The 19110-nt window shown below is 68.3% G+C and carries 16 protein-coding genes and 1 pseudogene; 11 read left to right on the forward strand and 6 right to left on the reverse strand.

Annotated features, from left to right (window positions below):
• Nucleotides 1–171: 171 nt before the first annotated feature.
• Nucleotides 172–834, reverse strand: a complete 663-nt coding sequence (locus QP165_RS12210; RefSeq protein ID WP_333995857.1) for a DUF1345 domain-containing protein — start codon at nucleotides 832–834, stop codon at nucleotides 172–174.
• Nucleotides 835–882: 48 nt separating this feature from the next.
• Here QP165_RS12210 and hisS point away from each other — a divergent pair, with 48 nt between their 5' ends.
• The 4 genes and pseudogenes from hisS to QP165_RS12230 all read left to right on the forward strand — a co-directional run bounded on the left by hisS (nucleotide 883) and on the right by QP165_RS12230 (nucleotide 5597).
• Complete coding sequence (gene hisS / locus QP165_RS12215; protein WP_333995858.1) at nucleotides 883–2127, forward strand: histidine--tRNA ligase; 1245 nt, start codon at nucleotides 883–885, stop codon at nucleotides 2125–2127.
• A gap of 106 nt (nucleotides 2128–2233) precedes the next feature.
• Nucleotides 2234–3308 (forward strand): annotated as a pseudogene (gene prfA / locus QP165_RS12220) (peptide chain release factor 1).
• A complete protein-coding gene (prmC, locus tag QP165_RS12225) occupies nucleotides 3301–4158 on the forward strand; it encodes a peptide chain release factor N(5)-glutamine methyltransferase (protein WP_333995859.1) in 858 nt (285 codons plus the stop codon). Before prfA ends, prmC begins: the two are co-directional and overlap by 8 nt.
• Before the next feature lie 245 nt (nucleotides 4159–4403).
• On the forward strand, nucleotides 4404–5597 hold the full coding sequence (locus QP165_RS12230) for a DUF4167 domain-containing protein (protein WP_333995860.1): 1194 nt from the start codon (nucleotides 4404–4406) through the stop codon (nucleotides 5595–5597).
• A 114-nt stretch (nucleotides 5598–5711) separates the two neighbouring features.
• Here the strand turns inward: QP165_RS12230 and QP165_RS12235 are convergent, their stop codons facing one another.
• Entirely contained in the window at nucleotides 5712–6038 is a 327-nt protein-coding gene (locus QP165_RS12235) for a hypothetical protein (RefSeq protein WP_333995861.1), read from the reverse strand.
• Nucleotides 6039–6134: 96 nt separating this feature from the next.
• On the opposite strand from QP165_RS12235, the gene QP165_RS12240 reads away from it, so the two are divergent.
• The 4 genes from QP165_RS12240 to QP165_RS12255 all read left to right on the forward strand — a co-directional run bounded on the left by QP165_RS12240 (nucleotide 6135) and on the right by QP165_RS12255 (nucleotide 9983).
• A complete protein-coding gene (locus QP165_RS12240) occupies nucleotides 6135–6566 on the forward strand; it encodes a CBS domain-containing protein (RefSeq protein ID WP_056019650.1) in 432 nt (143 codons plus the stop codon).
• Nucleotides 6567–6829: 263 nt separating this feature from the next.
• Complete coding sequence (locus QP165_RS12245) at nucleotides 6830–8755, forward strand: Tad domain-containing protein (RefSeq protein WP_333995862.1); 1926 nt, start codon at nucleotides 6830–6832, stop codon at nucleotides 8753–8755.
• On the forward strand, nucleotides 8755–9333 hold the full coding sequence (locus QP165_RS12250) for a TadE/TadG family type IV pilus assembly protein (RefSeq protein WP_333995863.1): 579 nt from the start codon (nucleotides 8755–8757) through the stop codon (nucleotides 9331–9333). The genes QP165_RS12245 and QP165_RS12250 overlap by 1 nt, the downstream gene beginning before the upstream one ends.
• Nucleotides 9330–9983 carry a TadE/TadG family type IV pilus assembly protein gene (locus tag QP165_RS12255; protein ID WP_333995864.1) on the forward strand — a complete coding sequence of 218 codons (654 nt, stop codon included), beginning with the start codon at nucleotides 9330–9332 and terminating at the stop codon, nucleotides 9981–9983. Before QP165_RS12250 ends, QP165_RS12255 begins: the two co-directional genes overlap by 4 nt.
• 33 nt (nucleotides 9984–10016) lie before the next feature.
• On the opposite strand, the gene QP165_RS12260 is transcribed toward QP165_RS12255, so the two are convergent.
• The 3 genes from QP165_RS12260 to QP165_RS12270 are packed head-to-tail and all read right to left on the reverse strand — an operon-like array spanning nucleotide 10017 to nucleotide 13203.
• Entirely contained in the window at nucleotides 10017–10769 is a 753-nt protein-coding gene (locus tag QP165_RS12260) for a hypothetical protein (protein ID WP_333995865.1), read from the reverse strand.
• Between the two features lie 55 nt (nucleotides 10770–10824).
• A complete protein-coding gene (locus tag QP165_RS12265; RefSeq protein ID WP_333995866.1) occupies nucleotides 10825–11796 on the reverse strand; it encodes a lysylphosphatidylglycerol synthase domain-containing protein in 972 nt (323 codons plus the stop codon).
• 57 nt (nucleotides 11797–11853) lie between these two features.
• On the reverse strand, nucleotides 11854–13203 hold the full coding sequence (locus QP165_RS12270) for a glycosyltransferase family 4 protein (protein ID WP_333995867.1): 1350 nt from the start codon (nucleotides 13201–13203) through the stop codon (nucleotides 11854–11856).
• Nucleotides 13204–13490: 287 nt separating this feature from the next.
• On the opposite strand from QP165_RS12270, the gene QP165_RS12275 reads away from it, so the two are divergent.
• The 3 genes from QP165_RS12275 (at nucleotide 13491) to QP165_RS12285 (ending at nucleotide 18117) form a co-directional block, all read left to right on the forward strand.
• Entirely contained in the window at nucleotides 13491–14168 is a 678-nt protein-coding gene (locus QP165_RS12275; protein ID WP_333995868.1) for a response regulator transcription factor, read from the forward strand.
• Nucleotides 14165–15538 (forward strand): sensor histidine kinase, encoded by a 1374-nt coding sequence (locus tag QP165_RS12280; RefSeq protein ID WP_333995869.1) that lies wholly within the window; start codon nucleotides 14165–14167, stop codon nucleotides 15536–15538. Before QP165_RS12275 ends, QP165_RS12280 begins: the two co-directional genes overlap by 4 nt.
• A 116-nt stretch (nucleotides 15539–15654) precedes the next feature.
• The gene (locus tag QP165_RS12285; RefSeq protein WP_333995870.1) at nucleotides 15655–18117 is read left to right on the forward strand and encodes a bifunctional diguanylate cyclase/phosphodiesterase; all 2463 of its coding nucleotides are present in this window, start codon (nucleotides 15655–15657) and stop codon (nucleotides 18115–18117) included.
• A gap of 18 nt (nucleotides 18118–18135) precedes the next feature.
• Here the strand turns inward: QP165_RS12285 and glsA are convergent, their stop codons facing one another.
• A complete protein-coding gene (gene glsA / locus QP165_RS12290) occupies nucleotides 18136–19074 on the reverse strand; it encodes a glutaminase A (RefSeq protein WP_333995871.1) in 939 nt (312 codons plus the stop codon).
• Nucleotides 19075–19110: the final 36 nt, after the last annotated feature.

A 19110-nucleotide genomic window follows, 5' to 3' on the forward strand; every position in this document is an offset into this window, starting at 1 on the left:
GTAATCGCGCGAAAGGCCAGTCGTCCAGTCCTTTACCGAGGGCGATAAGGTCGGTTTTCCTACGCTTCCCCGTCATCCTGACGAACGTCAGGATCCAGGGTTAGGGGCGGTGGCATGTCGGGCTCTGGGTCCTGACTTTCGTCAGGATGACAGAACAGGGAAGGGGCAGCGTCAGCTGCTGCCGAGAACGTTGATCGTGAACGCCAGCACACCGATGTTGAAGACGAACGCCGCCATGCACTGGCCCAGCGCGACTTTTCGCACGCGGCGCGACGTGATCTCGACGTCGGACGTCTGGAACGTCATCCCCAGCGTGAACGCGAAATAGGCGAAGTCCCAGTAATCGGGCTCGGCGCACGACGGGAAGTCCAGCCCGCCCGCATCCTTGCCATCTTCGCCGTCGCTGTAGAACAGATGCGCGTAATGCAGCGTGTAGACCATGTTCGAGAACAGCCACGCGAGCACGAGCGTCGCGACCGAGATCAGGATCGCGACGAGATCGGTCTTGCCCTGCAACTCCTTTGCCACCGCGACGAGCACGACGATCAGGATCGTCCCGCTGAACGCGAGCAGCACCGCGCGGTTGGCGTCGTTCTCGTCCGCATAGCGGCGCATGCGCTCGGCGGTCGCGTTGCCGAACAGCGTCGCGACGGTGGCGAGGAACAGGATCGCAGCGATATCGAACGCCGCCATCGTCCCGCGCCCCAGCCCCAGGCCGACTCCGAACGGGGGGATCAGCGCGACGAGGCCGATCGCGAAGACGATCGCGAACAGGACGAAGCGCGGCGGCGCAACGCGCTGGCCAAGCCCCCAATATCGGACGGGATTGCTCATGGCACGGCGCTAGCGCTTCGCAGGCACGTCGCCTAGATACGCGCCATCATGGCTAGAATAGAAACCCCGCGCCGCGTCCGTGGCACCCAGGACATTTTCGGTGACGAGCAGCGCCGCTTCGCGCACGTGCTCGCGACGTTCGAACGCGTGCGGGCGCTGTACTGCTTCCAGCGGATCGACATCCCGGTGTTCGAATCCACCGCGGTGTTCGCGCGTTCGCTCGGCGAGACGACCGATGTCGTGTCGAAGGAAATGTACAGTTTCGAGGATCGCGGCGGCGATTCGCTGACGCTGCGCCCCGAATTCACCGCGGGGATCGCGCGCGCGTATCTGACCGAGGGCTGGCAGCAGTTCGCGCCGCTCAAGATCACGACGAGCGGCCCGGTGTTCCGCTACGAACGCCCGCAAAAGGGGCGGTTCCGGCAGTTCCACCAGATCGACGCCGAGGTGATCGGCGCGGCGGAGCCCGCGGCGGACGTCGAGCTGCTGGTGCTCGCGGATCAGCTGTTGCGCGAGCTCGGCATTGCCGAGGGGGTGACGTTGCAGCTCAACACGCTGGGCGACGCGGCAACGCGCGAGGCGTGGCGCGCGGCGCTGGTCGCGCATTTCGAGGCGCATCGCGGCGAGCTGTCCGAAGACAGCCTGACGCGGCTCGAGAAGAACCCGATGCGGATCCTCGATTCGAAGGATCCGAAGGACCGCCCGATCGCGGACAGTGCGCCGGATATCGACGCGTATCTGACGCCCGAGGCGCGTGCGTTCTTCGACGCGGTGACTGCGGGGCTCGATGCCGCGGGCGTCGCGTGGGAGCGCAATGCCCGGCTGGTGCGCGGGCTCGATTACTACCGCCATACGGCGTTCGAGTTCGTGACCGACCGGTTGGGCGCGCAGGGCACCGTGCTGGCCGGTGGCCGCTATGACGGGCTGATCGGCTCGCTGGGCGGGCCCGAGACGGCGGGTGTCGGCTGGGCCGCGGGGGTCGAGCGGCTGGCGATGTTGCTGGACGAGCCGGCGGCCGCGGCGATCGATGCGGTCGTGGTGCCGATGGGTGCGGACGCCGAGGCGCGTGCGACGGGTATCGTCGCGGACCTGCGGCGTGCGGGCGTTGCGGTCGAGATGGCGTACAAGGGCAAGATGAAGGCGCGGATGGCGAAGGCGGATGCGCTCGGCGCGCGCTTTGCGATCATCCTCGGCGATGACGAACTCGCCAAGGGCGTCGCGGCGGTGAAGACGCTCGGCGCGGGCACGCAGGTCGAGGTGGCGTTTGCCGATCTGGCGGAGGCGCTGCGTTGAGCCTCCCCGTCATCCCGGCGCAGGCCGGGATCCAGAGCCATGACGGCTGCGCCCGGTTACCCTGGATCCCAGCCTGCGCTGGGATGACGGTGGCGGGAGTGCGCGCATGACCCAGATCTCCCCAGACCGCATCCGCGCGATCGAGGCGCGGCGCGACGAATTGCAGGCGTTGATGTCGACCGGCGACCTCCCGTCGGACCGCTTCGTCGCGGTGTCCAAGGAATATGCCGAGCTCGAACCCGTCGCGCAGGCCGCGACCGAGGTGCGCCGGTTGCGGCAGGAGGCCGAAAGCCTCGCCTTCATGGCCGAGGATGCCGACGACGAGCTGCGCGCGATGGCGTCCGAGGAGCTGCACGAGAACCGCACGCTGCTCGAGACCGCGGACCGCAAGCTCGCCCTCGCGCTGCTGCCGCGCGATCTCGGCCGACGAACGCTCGGCGATGCTCGAGGTGCGCGCCGGCACGGGTGGCGACGAGGCGGCGCTGTTCGCGGGCGATCTGTTCCGGATGTACCAGCGTTATGCCGAATCGCAGGGTTGGCGGGTCGAGATGATCTCGGGCTCGTCGTCGGACGCGGGCGGCTTCAAGGAAGTCGTCGCCAGCGTCACGGGGCAGGGCGTGTTCGCGAAACTCAAATACGAGAGCGGCGTCCACCGCGTCCAGCGCGTGCCCGCGACCGAGGCGGGCGGGCGGATCCACACCTCGGCGGCGACCGTCGCGGTGCTGCCCGAGGCGGAGGAGGTCGACGTCAAGATCGACGACAAGGATCTGCGCATCGACGTCTATCGTTCGTCGGGCCCGGGCGGCCAGTCGGTCAACACGACCGACTCTGCCGTGCGGATCGTCCATATCCCGACTGGTTTGACGGTGATCCAGCAGGACGAGAAGTCGCAGCACAAGAACAAGGCCAAGGCGTTGCGTGTGCTGCGGACGCGGCTCTACGAGGCGGAGCGCGACCGGCTGCATGCCGAGCGTGCGGGCGCGCGCAAGTCGATGGTCGGGTCGGGCGATCGCTCGGAGCGGATCCGGACGTACAACTTCCCGCAAGGCCGCGTCACCGATCACCGGATCAACCTGACGCTGCACCGCTTGCCGGAGATCGTCGCGGGCGAGATGGACGAGCTGATCGGCGCGCTGGTGTCGCAGGACGAGGCGGACCGGCTGGCGCAGCTGGATGGCTGAGATCGACTCCGCCCCCTCGCACGGGCGCGGGGGCGGCGGGGAAGTCCGTGCGGCGCTCGCCGCCACCGCCGCGCGTCTTGGCTTCTCGGCGACGCCGCGGCTCGATGCCGAGTTGCTGATGGCGCATGCGCTGGGCGTCGAGCGTAACGCGATCCTGCTCGATCCGGACCGCTACGCCGTGCCCGACGCGTTCGCCGCGCTCGTCGAGCGGCGCATGGTGCACGAGCCGGTCGCGTACATCACGGGCACGCGCGGCTTCTGGTCGATCGATCTGTCGGTCGGCCCCGGCGCGCTGGTGCCGCGTGCCGACAGCGAGATGCTGCTGATCGCCGCGCAGGGGCATTTCGGTGCAAGCGCGCCCGGCACGATCCTCGACCTCGGCACGGGCCCGGGCACGCTGCTGCTCGCGGCGCTCGACGAATGGCGCTCGGCGCAGGGGGTCGGGGTGGATTTCTCGCGCGCGGCGCTCGGCTATGCGCGCGCGAACGCCGCGACGCTGGCGATGGCGGACCGCGCGCGGTTCGTCTGCGGACGCTGGGCGGGCGCGCTCGACGCGCGGTTCGACCTGATCCTCGCCAACCCGCCCTATATCGCGACCGATGCGGTGCTGCCGCCCGAGGTGCACGCGCACGAGCCGCATGCGGCGCTGTTCGCGGGGGCCGACGGGCTCGACGACTATCGCATCCTCGCGCAGCAGATTCCCGCGCTGCTCGCCCCCGGCGGTGCCGCGGCGATCGAGATCGGATCGACGCAGGCGGTCGCCGTCGCCGCGTTGCTCGAGGCGCAGGGGCTCCGCACGGCGCTGCATCACGACTATGGCGGCAACCCGCGCGTGCTGCTCGCAACTTGAATTAAGTGGCGCGGATCCGCATATTTCACTTGTAGGAAGGCCTTCCGGGCCGCTATCACATGGGCAGGGGCACGCAATCTCGACGAGATGGTCGTTTTTGAGCGTTGGCCCGCATCCTTCGCCTTAAAGTCGCTGCAGTCCGGCGGCTCTGGCAAGTCCGACGCATCGTCATCGATGCGCGGCGGGGGTTTGCACCGCATTTCGGAGCACGACCAGATTTTGGTTCGACGACTGAGGACACAAGCTTGATCAACAACCGGCAAGCCGGCCGCCGTCGCGGTCGTGGCAACAATAATAATGGCGGCAGTGGTGGTGGCGGTCAGCGCCAGGGCGGCGGCGGTGGTGGTGGCCAGGGCGGCCGCGATACGGGCAACCGCATCGACAGCCGCGCGCGCGGCAACGCGAGCCAATTGTACGAGAAGTACAAGAACCTGGCGCGCGACGCGCAGATGCAGGGCGACCGCGTCAACATCGAATATTATCTGCAGTTTGCCGATCATTATTTCCGCGTGTTGAGCGAGACGCGCGCGCGTTTCGAGGAAAGCCAGCCGCAGGCGCAGCAGCAGCCGCGTCGTCAGCAGCCGTTCGATCTCGATGGCGACGACGATTATGGCGACGAGGGCGAACCGATCCGCTCGGGCGAACAGCAGGGCGGCGAGCAGGCGCGCGAGCAGTCACGGGGCGATACGCAGCCGCGCGACCAGAATGGCGGCCAGCAGAACGGCCAGTACCAGAACGCACCCCGCCAGCAGCGGGATGCGCAGCCCCGCGAAGACCGCCCGCGCTACGAAAATACCCGCAACGAGGGTCAGCGCAATGACGGCCAGCGCAGCGAAGGCCAGCGCGAGGATCGCGTCCGTGGTGACGGCGCGCGGAACCAGCCGCGCTTCCAGTCGCGTGACGACCAGGGTGGCGACGAGCAGCCGCGCGAGACGCGGGGCGAGTATCGCGATGCGCCGCAGCGTGAGTCGCGTCGTGCGCCACGCAGTGCACAGGCGCGCAACGCCGAAGCCGAGGGCGACATCGCACGGCCGGTGACGCCGACGGACGCACCGCAAGCCGAGGCGACGCCGTTCGAGACCAGCCGCGGCGAGGCCCCCCAGGGCGGAACCGCGCCCGATATCGCCCAGCCGACCGAGGTCGCAGCATCCGAGGAGCAGCCGCGGCGTCGTGGTCGCCCGCGGCGTGACCGCAGCCTCGACGAGGCCCCCGTGTCGGCGGCGAACCCCGCCGACACGATGGCACCGGCCGCGTTCGACGCGGACCGTCTGCCCCCGTCGCTCGGCATCTCGACGTTGAAGGCGCCGACGCTGTCGCTCACCCCGTCGCCCGATGTTGCGCCGGCGACGGACGCGGCACCGGCGAGCGAGGCTGCGTCCGAGGAAAAGCCGCGTCGCCGGCGCGTCCGCGTCGCGCCCGACGAGGTCCAGGCGAACTGATCGCGCACGCCGGCGACGTCCGGCGCGCCTGAACCGAAAAGGCCGGTATCGCACGCGCGATGCCGGCCTTTTTCATGCCCCGCGATCACCTGTCCGCGATCACCGGACCGGCGATCAGTCGAGGCGGGTCACGTCCTCGTCATGGCCGGTTCCCGAACTGAGGAAGGCCAGCCCCATCAACAGCCCCGCCATCATCACCGACCCGCCGACGCCGCCGAGTATCGCGAGCATCGTCACGAGGTGAAGCGGGCCCTGGATCTGCGCCATCGCGGTGATCACCGCGGCCGCGCACGCCGCCGCCGCCAGCGTCATCCACGCCATGATCGTCCGGAACCGCGCCCAGGCGAACGCGGCATAGCCCGGGTCGCCAAGTCCGCTCGGCTGTGGGGACGGGCGAGCGTCGGGCGCTGCGGCGGAGGGGGCATGCAGGGGACCGGTCATCGCTTCCCATTGCCGCGCAAACATGGTTTTCTCAAGCCACGCGCCCGCAGAGGCGATGACGGCCAGCAGGACTGGCGCAGCGAAAGGAGAGGCGAAATGACGATCGCGACGATTCTTCAGGGGCGGCAGCCAGGCGGGGTGGTGACGCTGCACCCCGATGCGACGGTGGCGGACGCGGTCGCGCTGCTCGCGGAACGGCGGATCGGCGCGGTGCCGGTGCTCGATAACGACCAAGTGGTCGGGATCTTTTCCGAACGCGACGTGATCCACTGTCTTCAGGCGCATGGCGCATCGGCGCTCGCGCAGAGCGTTCGCGACGTGATGACCGCCGCGGTCAAGTCGATCGCACCGGGCGAGTCGGTGATCGGCGCGCTGTCGCTGATGACGCAGCGGCGGATCCGCCATCTGCCGGTGATCGAGGGCGGCCGGCTGGTCGGGTTCGTCTCGATCGGCGACCTCGTCAAATACCGCATCGACCGGATCGAGGCCGACGCCGCGGCGATGCGCGCCTATATCCAGTCGGCCTAGGCGTTCGTCGAAGCCGCGGTCAGCGCGTCGTCCGACGGGGTTCGATCGGCGTGATCGCAGCGGATCGCGCCATGGCAGGACGCGCGAAGATTTCATGCACTGATATGCATCAATAACCTTGGCGCTAATCCTGATTTATTCTCTCAACCATATTTCAAACATTTAAAACCAAAACGGCTTCAAGAGCGATCTTTAGGAAGCCGATTTTGAGATACAGTCTGGGGCGGGTCACGTCCTTGCCGCGCGATGTTCGCGGTAATACGTTGATCCTCTTTGCGTTTGCGCTCCTGCCGCTGATGGGGATGATCGGCGGCGCGCTCGACATGAGCCGTGCCTATCTGGCGAAATCGCGTCTTCAGAATGCGTGCGATGCGGCGGTGCTCGGCGGGCGCCGCGCGATGGCCGCATCGACGTTCGACACGTCGGCACGCGATTCGGCGAACCGGTTCTTCAGGCTGAACTTCGCCGAGGGGCAGTACGGGACGACCAAGCCGACGATGGACTATGATGTCGGGAACGACATGATCGTCCACGGCAAGGCGGGGGTCGTCGTCGAGACCGCGATCATGAAGATATTCGGATATAACCGGATCCCGATCGAGGCGACCTGCGAGGCGCAGCTCCAGCTGCCCAACAGCGATATCATGTTCGTCCTCGACACAACGCTGTCGATGGCGGAGACCAATTCGGGCGATACCAAGTCCAAGATCCAGGCGCTGCGTCAGTCGGTCACCGATTTCTATACCACGCTCGACAATGCGCAGTCGCCCGCGTCGCAGGTCCGCTACGGGTTCGTGCCCTATTCCTCGACGGTGAATGTCGGGCTCCTTCTCAAGCGCGAATGGATGGTCGACAGCTGGGACTATCAGTCGCGCGAGCAGGACGGCTTCGAGGACAGGGCGGGGGGCACGCAGGGCGCGACCGTCACGACCAACAGCAACTATTCGCCGTGGAGCGGGACCAGGACGGTGACGACGCAGCCGGGATCGTCCGAGGAATGCGTCGCCCCGCCGAATGAAAGCTATTCGGATTCGACGAGCTATACCGCGTGGAACCCCTCCGCGTCGGCGCTCCCGCGGTCGCGGACCGCGACGCGGACGATCAACGGCTCCACCTACAGCGCGTCGCGCAACAGCAACGGCGTGTGCACGATCACGAAGACGACGTTCGAGGCCTATCGTCAGACCTATGACCAGACGGTCGAAGCGAACCCGGACGCGGGCGAGGAAACGAATGGCCGACGCGTCTATTACTGGAACTACAAGAAGATCAATTATCCGCTCGCCAGCCTGAAGGGCGCGTCCGGGACGGGGCTGGTCGGCGGCGGAAGCCTGTCGACGATGCTCGGCAACAACTTCACCGCGCGGACGATCAATTGGGGCAATGGCAGCCAGGGTGCGTGCATCGAGGAGCGTAAGACGCTGCGCCCGTACGAGACGGGAACCGCTTACGACCTCGATGTCGATCTCGTGCCGATCCCCGGGAACGCGGACACGCAGTGGCGCCCTTTCCTGCCCGACCTGGTCTGGGCGCGGTCGGTGTCGAACTATGGCGGCGCGACGATCAGCGGCTGGCAGCCCAACACCGTGTCGCACGTCTCGAACAACTATATCGCGCTGGGGTCATACAAGACCGATTTCGCAGCCTGCCCATCGGCCGCCCGAAAGCTGGCCGCGATCCGGACGTCGTCGGACAAGGCGGCGCTGACGACCTATCTCAACGCGCTGGTCCCGCGGGGGCGGACCTATCACGACATCGGGATGCTGTGGGGCCTGCGGCTGATGTCCGCCGAGGGCCTGTTCGCGAAGGAAAACGCCGCGGCGGCGAACGGCAGCAACATCTCGCGCCACCTGATCTTCATGACCGATGGCGATACCGAGACCAACATCGCCGATTACGATGCCTATGGGCTGTCCGCGCTGGACCGGCGCCGCACCGCTGCGGGAAGCCTGCCGACGAAGTCCGAACAGGACGGCATCGTCGAGGACCGGCTGGCGCGGCTGTGCACGATCGCGAAGGAAAAGAAGAACATCACCGTCTGGGTGATCGCGTTCGGTACGACGCTGACATCGCTGCTGTCCGACTGCGCCTCGCCCAATCGCGCGTATCAGGCGAACAACGCGGTCGAGCTCAACACGACCTTTGCCGACATCGCCGCGCGCATCTCGCAATTGCGGGTGACGCACTGATGCGCCGCCCCGGCTGGCGCGACACGCGGGGTGCCGCGATGATCGAATTCGCGATCGTTTCGCCCGTTCTGATGCTGCTGATCATCGGCGGGCTGGCGTTCGGGCACAGGCTGTACGTCAAGTCGGTGCTCGAGGGAGAGATGCAGAAGGCCGCACGCGACACGAGCCTCGAGGATGCCGGCAGCGACGTGCGACGCGCTCTGATCCAGGACCGCGTGCGGATGCAGGTCCTTCGCGTGATCAACAGCGCCCGCGTCGAATTCGAGCTGACCTCGTTCCACGATTATCGCAACGCGCAGAACCGGGTCGAGGAATATGTCGACAGCAATCACGACGGCCGCTGCAACAAGGGCGAAACCTATGTCGACGCCAACAATAACGGCGCGTGGGACCTCGAGGGCGGCACCGAGGGCGTCGGCGGGTCGAAGGACGTCGTCCTGCTGACCGCGACGGTGAGCTATGCCAGCTTCCTGCCGATGGTGCAGGGCAACGGGATCCTGAAGGTCGTGTCGAGCACATTGCTCCGAAACCAGCCGGCGAGCGACCAGGCGCCAGCCCCGCTGCGGACCTGTTCATGACCATCGTCGGTGCGATGCGATCGGCGCGGCTGGTCCGCGACACGCGCGGGCTGGCGCTGGTCGAGTTCGCGCTCGTCCTGCCGGTGATGATCACGCTCGTCTTCTACGGCATCGAACTCGCCAACTATACGCTGACGCGGCAGCGGATCAGCCAGCTTGCGCTGCAGGTCGCGGACAATGGATCGCGGATCGGTATCCAGGAGATTCTGCGCAACCGTCCGATCACCGAGACGCAGATCAACGACCTGTTCACGGGGGCCGCGTTGCAGGGCGGGACCGTCGACATGAGGGGCAAGGGGCGGATCATCCTGTCCGGCCTGACGGTCAACAGCGGCGGCGGCCAGTGGATCCAGTGGCAGCGCTGCTATGGCGCGATGGCGTTCGCCTCGCATTACGGCAGGCAGGGCGAGGGCGCGCAGGGATCGGGGTTCAAGGGCATGGGGCCCGAGGCGAACAGGGTGACCGCGACGAGCACCGGCGCGGTCGTCTTCGCCGAGGTCGCGGTCACGTATTCGCCGATCATCTCGACGATGTGGGCGCCGTCGCCGACGATTTCCGAGATCGCGTCGTTCGCGGTCAGGGACGACCGCGACACCTCGGGCACCGGCATCCAGAACGACGAGAAGGTGCCCGTGTCGATCTGCCCCTGAGCCCGGAGCCCGGAACGATCGGCGCCGCGTGCGTCAGAACTCGCGCACCACGCGCACGCCGAGACGGGGGCGGAACGGGCCCTGATGGCCACGCTCCGCGCCGAGCCCCGCCTGAACCGACAGCCGGCCCGCAAAGGCGCGATGCCATTGCGGCATCAACAGCCAGTGGCGGCTGTCGCCGGTCTGGCGGTTGATCTCGAACCCGATCACCGTGGCGGGATCGAGATCCCAGAAGGTGGTGTGATTGACGAGCAGCCCGGTCCCCTCGGACTTGCGAAGCGTGACGTCGCCGACGCCGACCATCGTCATCGTGCTTAGCCGATCGCCGAAGCGGTTGCCGAGCAGATAGAGCAGGCTGCTCGACCAGCCGCCGTCGCGGCGATTGTGCAGCCCGAGATACTGCACGCCGTGGATGCTGCGACCGCCGCGAAACGTTCCGAACGTCCCCTGAAGCCCGATCTTGTAATCGGTCAGGCGGCCGTTGGTGAACGGCAGCTCGACCTCGACCGCGAACCCGTCGGCGACCGCATATTCGACTTCGGGCGCCCATTCGACGTCGCGCGATGCGCCGCTCAGATTGACCTGCGCCAGCGTATTGGCCTCGAGCTCCCCGCGACGCGCGCCGAGCGGGCGGATCATGTCGAACACCATCGGCTCGGGAATGTTCGGGACGGGAGCGGGCGCGGTGGCGTGCTGCGCGTGTGCGGGGGTGAGGGTGGCGAGACCGAGCGCAAGGCCGGTGGCAAGGCGAAGCGGCGCAGCGCGGTAAAGCGCACGGGGGATCATGATGACGGCATTCCGATCGACGGGCAAAGGACAGCGCCGTCATCGCCGCACCGACTTACGCCGACCTTACGCGCGCCTCGCGGATCTCGTGGAGCGCGAACGCGAGCATGCCGATCGCCAGCGGAACGAGGTAATAGATAAGCCGATAGGCGAGCAGCGCCGCGAACAGCGTCGCGCGGTCGACCTCGGGCAGGCTGACGAGCATCACCGCCTCGAACACGCCGACGCCGCCCGGCGCGTGCGTGATCAGCCCCGTGACGATCGCCACCAGATAGCCGAGCAGCAACGCGGGAAAGAGGCCCGCCGCCGAATCGGGGAGCAGGACCAGCAGCGCGGTGGCGGCGAGCAGGATGTCGATCCCCGCGAGCAGGATCTGGAGCGCGGCCTGGCGGACGCTCGGCAACGGGATCGTGCGGCCGAACGCGACGAGCGTCCGCCCGCGATACCAGTGCAGCGCGAGCACCGCGGCGCCAAGGATCGCGAGCCCCGCCGCACCGATCGCCGCGTGCGCGGGATAGGTCAGCGTCATCCCCGCGATCGCGACGTCGCCGGGCTGCAGGATCAGGCCGAACCCGAGCAGCGTGAGGATACCCGACCAGAAGGTGATCCCGGTCAGCACCATGATGTGCGCGACCTCGCCGATGCCGAGCCCCGCGGGACGATAGATGCGCAGCCGCGCGGTGCCGCCGGTCAGCAGCGCGAAGCCCAGATTGTGGCTGAAGACATAGCTCGTGAACGAGGCGAGCGCGGCGCGGCGATAGCGGACCTGACGCCCGATGATCCGGAGCGCGATCACGTCATACCCGGTCAGCACGACATAGCTGAGCGCCGTCACCGCGGCGGCGGCGAACAGCCGGTGCCAGCCGATCCGCGCCAGCGCGCGCTGGATATCGTCCCAGTCGATCCCCTCGAGCAGCCGGACCAGCGCGGCCCCGGCGATCCCGACGACGACGATCATCACGATCGCGATGGCGACCGTGTGCGTCGACCGCGCCTGCAGGATCGGCGCCTTCAGGACGCTACGCACGCAGGCGACCGCGACGTCGTGTCTGGTTGGTCCGTAGTTGGTGCGTCATAGGATCGGTTAGCGCCTGATCCGCCGGGTTCGTTCCGTCACGCCGCCATCCGCCATGTCGTGCCCGGTCACGGATCCGGGCGAAAGCGAGCCGGGGACAGACGTTCCGGGGGCAAGCAGCGCGCGATAGGCGTCGACGACCATCGCCGACGCGCTGTCCCAGTCATAGTCGCTGCTGGCGGCGCGTGCGTTGCGCGCCATCGTTCGCCGCAGATCGCGAAAGCCCGCAAGCCGTCGGACCGCGGCAACGGCTTCGTCGAGATCGCCCGCCGGATAGAACAGCCCGGTGCCTCCCCGCAGCAGGTTGCGGCCGCTCGGGATGTCGACGCAGACGCTGGGGAGGCCCGACGCCATCGCCTCGAGCGTGACATTGCCAAAGGCCTCGGTGACGCTGGGATTGACGAAGACGTCCGCGCTGGCGACCGCGCGCGCCAGCGCCTCGCCGGTGAGGCTGCCGGTAAAGCGCGCGATCGGCAGGCGACGCTCGAGCCACGCGCGCTCGGGGCCGTCGCCGACGACGAGTGGCCTGATCGCTATCCCCGACGCGCGGACGCGGTCGACGATGTCGGCGAACAGCGCGGGGCCCTTTTCACGGACGAGCCTGCCGAAGAACAGCAGCACGACGTCGTCCTCGGCAAAGCCGTGCGATCGCCGCCAGTCCTCGTCGCGGCGCGCAGGCGAGAACAGCGCGCGGTCGACGCCGCGTCCCCACAGATGCGTGCGGTCACCCAGCGCGGTCGCGGCGAATTCCTCCGCGATCGGGCGCGTGGGGACCAGGATCGCGTCGCTGCCGCGATAGAAGCGGTCGAGATGGCGCTCCATCAGCGGCCGGATCAGACCCGCGCCATAGAATTGCGCATAGGTCTCGAACCGCGTGTGCAGGCTCGCGGCGATCGGGATGCCGAGCGACCGCGCGAGCCGCTGCGCCGCGACGCCGGTCCAGTCGGGCGCGGAGACGTGGACGATCTCGGGGCGGAACGCGGTGATCTCGCGGCGCAACGCCGCGGACAGCCCGAGCCCGAGGCGATAGTCGCCGCGCCCGGGAATGCGGACGGATGGCACCGAGACGAGCGTCCCCTCGGGCTCGAACGCCGCGCGGGGCGCGGTCGGCGAATAGACGCGGACGTCGGTGCCGCACGATTCGAGAAACCCGACGAGCCGGTTGAGCGCCTGATTGGCGCCATCGCGGAGATAGTTGTAGTTGCCCGAGAACAACGCGACCCGCCGTGGTGCGGCGCCGGTCGATCGGACCACGTGCCCGGCGATGCGCGGCACGGCGGCACGGGCGGGGGCACGGATCGGGTCGCGCGACGATATGGAGGCGGTTTGCCGTACGGGATTGGAACTGAGATCGAGCATGAGGCAACTCTGATTGCGGGGCGCGAGCGCGCCGCCGGTGGTGAGCATGACGGCGCGGGCGGGCAGGGGGCGGCCGCACCCGACGGTCGTCGGGTTCCCGGTCGGGCGGCGCGCGAAGGCCTGGGTCGTGGTCGCAACCCGGACCAGACGGGGCGCCGTGACGGGGGCATCGGCCAGCCCCCGATCGGGAACCGATTGCGAGGAACCGCCGGCCTAGTGCGGCGCGCTTACGCCAACCTTACGCCGCCGCCGGTTGCTGGCGTGCGCTGCGCAGGCAGGACGGCGCGATGAGGGTGCTGATCGTCGAGGATCACGGCGACCTCGTCACGATGCTGGTCCGCCTGCTCGACGAGGCGGGCTATGCGTCGGATTGTACCGCGACCGCCGCGGACGCGCTGCTGGTGCTGTCCTATACGCGCTATGCGGTGGTGATCCTCGATCTCGGGCTGCCCGATGCCGATGGCCTGTCGGTCGTCAGGACGATGCGCGCGCGCGACGACCGCACGCCGGTGATCGCGCTGACCGCGCGCGCGAGCGTCGCGCACCGCGTCACGGGGCTCGAGGCGGGCGCGGACGACTATCTCGCCAAGCCGTTCGCGCCCGAGGAACTGCTCGCGCGGATCCAGGCGCTGCTGCGGCGCAGCGGGACGATCGTCGACCGGACGATCGAATGCAGCAACCTGTCGTTCGACCCGGCGAGCAGCGAGGTGACGATCGACGGCACGCCGACGATCCTGTCCGCGCGCGAACTCGACGTGCTCGGCGCGCTGATCCGCCGCGCGGGCCGCGTCGTGAGCAAGCAGCATCTCGAACATCTGCTGTTCGGGATGGATGGCGATCTGGGGTCGAACGCGGTCGAGGTCTATGTCCACCGCCTGCGCCGCCGTCTTGGCGATGCGCGCGCGGTGGTCGATATCATCACCGTCCGCGGCGTCGGCTACATGATGGTGGACCGCAGCGCATGACCGCCAAGCCGCGGTCGCTGACCGCGCAGATCCTTCGTTGGCATGCGATCGCGGTGCTGATCACCGCGATCGCGGTCGCGGGCGGCGTCTATGCGTTCCTCGATGCGACCGCGACGACGATCCAGCGCCAGACGCTCCATGTCCATGCGCAGGCGGTGCGACAGGGGCTGTCGCGCGACGCGCAGGGGCGGCTGCGGTTCGCGCGCGACACGACCAGCTCGGCGGTGTTCGCGCCCGGCGGCGGCTTTGCCTATCTGATCCTCGACCGTCGCGGCCGGATGATCCTCGCGTCGCAGACCGCGTCGGTCCTGCCGACCGCGGCGATCCCGATCGGCCCCGAGGAGCGGTTCTTCCGTCGCCAGTCGCGTCGTGCCTTCTATGTCGGGACGAGCATGCCGGCGGTGATCGGCACGCGCGCGGGCGACCCGGTCTGGATCGTGATCCTGCAGAATCTCGCGCATCCCGACTATATCGTCGACGACCTGCTCGCGCAGTTCCTGCTGTACGGGATGGCGATCGTGACGCCGCTGCTGCTCGCGCTGCTCGCGATCGACGTCGTGATCATCCGGCGTGCCGTCCGCCCGGTGCGGCAGGCGTCCGCCTCGCTCAGGACGGGCGATGCGCTGCCGCTCGATCTGCGGCTCGCCGACGACCGGCTTCCCGCCGAGGTCCGCCCGCTCGCGCGCGCGGTCAACGCGATGCTCGAGCGGCTCGCGTCGAGCTACCGGATGCAGCGCGACTTCACCGCCGATGCCGCGCACGAGCTGCGCACGCCGATCGCGGTCGCGCGGTTGCGGGTCGAGGGCGTCGCGGACCCGGCGCTGCGGACCGCGTTGCGCGCGGACCTCGACAGCCTCGGGCGGATCGTCGAGCAACTGCTCGAGATCACCGAACTCGAAACGGTGGCGCTGGACATGGCGGCGCCCGTCGACCTCGTGCAGGTCGCGACCGATGGCGTCGCGTCGATCGCACCGCTGGCTTTTCGCGCGGGCAAGACCATCGCCCTGTCGGCGGCCGCGGACAGCGTGCTCGTCGCGGGGCATGCGGCGTGGATCGGCAAGGCACTCGGCAGCCTGCTCGAGAATGCCGTCAAGCACAGCGGCGACGGGACCAGGATCGACGTGCGCGTGTCGCGCGACGGGACGCTGGCGGTGTGCGACGACGGTCCGGGGATCGGCGCGCAGGACCAGTCGCTGATCTTCCACCGGTTCTGGAAGCGCGATCGATCGGCGGGGACCAATACGGGGCTTGGCCTGGCGATCGTCGCGCAGGTCGCCGAGGCGCATGGCACCGACGTCTCGCTGCGGTCGCAACCCGGCAGCACGGTCTTCGCGATCGCCTTCACGCCGCTCGGGACGACGGCGCCCTGACAGCGTCCGGCGGGCGCGGATAACCTGCGTCACCCCGCGTCCATCCGGCCCGTTTCGGGTTTGATCTTCGTTAACCTCTTCATGCGACTGGAAAATAAATCCAAAAAGCGACGATCGTGGTCTTCCTTTTCAATCTGCACTTCCACCATTCCCTCTCCCTCGTCGCGGTGGCGATCGGCATCTGCCTGACCGCGGGATGGTCGGTCGCGATGCTGGTGACCGAGCTCGGCGAGGCGCCCGCATCGCGCGCGGGTGGCAACCGGACGATCCCGTCGGCACGCGCGCCGCTCGACTGGCGGCATGCCGCGCTGGCGCTCGCCGCGGGGCTCGGCGTCTGGGCGACGCACTTCATCGCGATCCTTGCCTATCGTCCCGACCTGTTGCTGCGGTACGATCCGCTCGTCACGACGCTGTCCGCGCTGGTCGGGATCGTGCTGGTCGGTGTGCCGATGGTCGTCGTCTCGCGCGTGCGGTCGCGCATCGCGCGGAGCATCGCGGCCGCGGCGGCGGGCGCAGGGATCTGGGGCATGCATGCGGTCGGGCTGACGGGAATGATCGACTGCGCGCATTTCTTTTCCTGGCCGACCAACGTCGCGGGGGCCGTCGCGGGCACCGTCGTGCTGGCGTCGTGGCAGGCGCGCCGCCGCTGGGCGAAGCCACGGCTGGCCGCGTGCCTGCTGTTCGCCGGGGCAGTTTGCGTCACGCATTTCGTGTCGTTGTCGGGCGATATCGTGATCGGCAGCATCAACGACGTTCGCGCCGGGCTGATGTCGGCAGGACTCGTCGCCGCCTGCATGACGTTCGGCGTCTCGGCAGCGTGTCTCGCCAGCCTGCTCACGTTCGCGCGGTTCCGCTCGACCCGCGAGCAAGAGGCGCTCGCGTTGAAGGCGGTGATGGAGAGCATGACCGACGGGCTGGTCTTCATCGACGGCGATGCGCGGTTGCGCCATTTCAACCGGCGGTTCCTCGACCTGTTCGATCTTCCGGCAGGGGTGATCGCGCTCGGTGCCTCGATCGACACGTTCCTCGACGTCATCGCGCGGCATCGCAAATGGTCGCCCGAACTGCGCGCGGCGGTCGGCGACGAGATGCAGCAGTGGGTCGCGGGGGACGCCGATTTCGACCGCGAATGCGTCATGGAGGACGGCCGCATCTACCAGATGCAATCACGCGCGGTCCCGCCGCAGGGGATCGTCCTGACGTTCACCGACATCAGTGCGGAACGCCGCGCGCTGAGCAACCTGACGCATCTCGCCTATCATGACCCGCTCACCGGTCTCGGCAATCGCCGCTCGCTGCGCGAGGAGAAGGAGGCGCGGATCGGCGTCGGCGCGCCCTTCTCGCTGCTGCTGATCGATCTCGACGACTTCAAGCGGATCAATGACGCGTTCGGGCATTCGGTCGGCGACACGCTGCTGATCCACGTCGCGGCCGAGCTGACGACGCTGCTCCCCACGGGCAGCTTCATCGCGCGGATGGGCGGCGACGAGATCGCGATCCTCACGCACGCAACGGGTGCGGCGGCGACGACGCTCGCCGATTCGATCGTCGCGCGCGTGACGCGGCCCGTCGTCCTCGACGGCTGCCGGCTGATGCCGAGCTGCAGCGTGGGCATCTCGATATTCGACGGCGATTCGACGCCCGGCGAACTGATGAAGCGCGCCGACATGGCGTTGTACGAGGCCAAGCGGCTTGGTCGCAAACGGTCGCAGGCCTATCTTCCTGGGCTGGCCGAACGTCTCGTCGAACGCCAGCGGATCATCGATGATCTTCACGAGGCGGTGCAGAATGGCGGGTTCGAGCTCGCGTTCCAGCCGTTCGTCGATCTCGCCTCGGGCAGGACGACGGGCTATGAGGCGCTGATCCGCTGGAACCACCCCGCGCGCGGGTGGATCTCGCCCGACATCTTCATTCCGATCGCCGAGGATTGCGGGCTGATCGAGGAGATCGGCCGCTGGGTCGTGATGGAATCCTGCCGCCAGCTTGCGGGATGGTCGTCGCACCTGCACGTCGCGATCAACATCTCGGCCAGACAGCTGAAATCCGATGCGGTGCTGCACAGCCTCGCTCAGGCGATGCTGGTCCACGGCGTCGCGGCGGACCGCATCGAGGTGGAGATCACCGAAACCGCGCTGATCGCGGACGCGGCGCTGACCGCGTCGATGATCGACCGGATCCGCCGGATGGGAATCCGCGTCGCGCTCGACGATTTCGGAACGGGCCATTCGTCGCTCGCGCATCTTCGCGATTTCCGTTTCGACCGGATCAAGATCGACCGGAGCTTCGTGACCAGCGCGGCAACCGATCCGCGCTCGATGGCGGTGCTGCGCGCGACGGTTGGTATCGGCAAGGAACTCGGTGTGCTGACGCATGCCGAGGGGGTCGAGACGCAGGACCAGCTCGACCTGCTGCGCGGGGTCGGGTGCGAAGCCGCGCAGGGCTATCTCGTCGGACGTCCGGTTATCCCGTTCAGCGACGCGGTCGTCGCCGTTCCGTATGCGGTTCCTTACGTGCTTCCCTGCCCGACAACGTCCGTCGCGCCGCCGTCCGAAGATCCGGCCGACGCGATCGCGGCCTGAGCCGGACGCGGGGCGGCGTCAGAGCATCGGCGGTCCGAACACTGACCAGCCGGTGCGGTGGCTGATCATCTCGAGCGCGCGGACGCCGAGGATGCTGTTGCCATGCTGGTCGAGATTGGGCGACCAGACCGCGATCGCCGCGGTTCCGGGGACGATCGCGAGGATCCCGCCGCCGACGCCGCTCTTGGCGGGCACGCCGACGCGCAGCGCGAAGTCGCCCGAGCCGTCATAATGGCCGCAGGTCATCATCAGCGCGAGCACCTTGCGCATGCGTAACGCGACCGCGTCGCGCGCCGCGTCATCGGGCGACCGCCGGGTGGCGGCGAGGTACAGCCCCGCGCGTGCCAGCCCGCGACAGTCGAGCGTGATCGCGCAATTGCGGACATAGGCCTCCATCACCGCATCGGGGTCGGACAGCAGATTGCCGTGGTGACGCATGAAGCTCATCATCGCGCGGTTGAGGTCGCCGCCTTCCTGTTCCGACGCCATCACCGCCGCGTCATGCGACAGGCGTTCGGGCGCGGCGCGATCACGCACCAGTGCGGTCACCGCATCGCGGCCGCTGTCGTTCGCGCCGTTCTCGACCAGGATGTCGACGACGACCAGCGCGCCCGCATTGACGAACGGGTTGCGCGGGAGGCCCTTGGTCCGCTCGAGATCGATGATCGAATTGAACGGATCGCCCGACGGCTCGCGCCCGACCCGCTCGAACACCGCGTCGCCGATCGCCTTCAGCGCGAGATCGAGCGCGAAGAGCTTGGAGATGCTCTGGATCGGAAACCCCGTAGTCGCCGCGCCCGCGGTCAGCACCGACCCATCTGGCAGCGCGATGGCGATGCCGATCGGTCCGGGCGCCGCATCCTCGTCCTTGCGCTCCGCCGATGCCTCGATCTCGACGGCCTTCGTCTCGATCTCGGCGACGACGTCGTCGATGATCCGTTGGATAGCGTTCGGCATGCCGGTCCTTTCGAGATACCCCCGGGGGTTCCTCGG

This window comes from Sphingomonas sp. 22R3R2A-7, assembly GCF_036856055.1.
GTDB lineage: Bacteria > Pseudomonadota > Alphaproteobacteria > Sphingomonadales > Sphingomonadaceae > Sphingomonas.

Bases quoted from the DNA above. Each gene is read 5' to 3' on its own strand.
- QP165_RS12210 (WP_333995857.1), bottom strand. From the start codon at position 834: ATGAGCAATCCCGTCCGATATTGGGGGCTTGGCCAGCGCGTTGCGCCG.
- hisS (WP_333995858.1), top strand. From the start codon at position 883: ATGGCTAGAATAGAAACCCCGCGCCGCGTCCGTGGCACCCAGGACATT.
- prmC (WP_333995859.1), top strand. From the start codon at position 3,301: ATGGCTGAGATCGACTCCGCCCCCTCGCACGGGCGCGGGGGCGGCGGG.
- QP165_RS12235 (WP_333995861.1), bottom strand. From the start codon at position 6,038: ATGACCGGTCCCCTGCATGCCCCCTCCGCCGCAGCGCCCGACGCTCGC.
- QP165_RS12240 (WP_056019650.1), top strand. From the start codon at position 6,135: ATGACGATCGCGACGATTCTTCAGGGGCGGCAGCCAGGCGGGGTGGTG.
- QP165_RS12250 (WP_333995863.1), top strand. From the start codon at position 8,755: ATGCGCCGCCCCGGCTGGCGCGACACGCGGGGTGCCGCGATGATCGAA.
- QP165_RS12255 (WP_333995864.1), top strand. From the start codon at position 9,330: ATGACCATCGTCGGTGCGATGCGATCGGCGCGGCTGGTCCGCGACACG.
- QP165_RS12260 (WP_333995865.1), bottom strand. From the start codon at position 10,769: ATGATCCCCCGTGCGCTTTACCGCGCTGCGCCGCTTCGCCTTGCCACC.
- QP165_RS12270 (WP_333995867.1), bottom strand. From the start codon at position 13,203: ATGCTCGATCTCAGTTCCAATCCCGTACGGCAAACCGCCTCCATATCG.
- QP165_RS12275 (WP_333995868.1), top strand. From the start codon at position 13,491: ATGAGGGTGCTGATCGTCGAGGATCACGGCGACCTCGTCACGATGCTG.
- QP165_RS12280 (WP_333995869.1), top strand. From the start codon at position 14,165: ATGACCGCCAAGCCGCGGTCGCTGACCGCGCAGATCCTTCGTTGGCAT.
- glsA (WP_333995871.1), bottom strand. From the start codon at position 19,074: ATGCCGAACGCTATCCAACGGATCATCGACGACGTCGTCGCCGAGATC.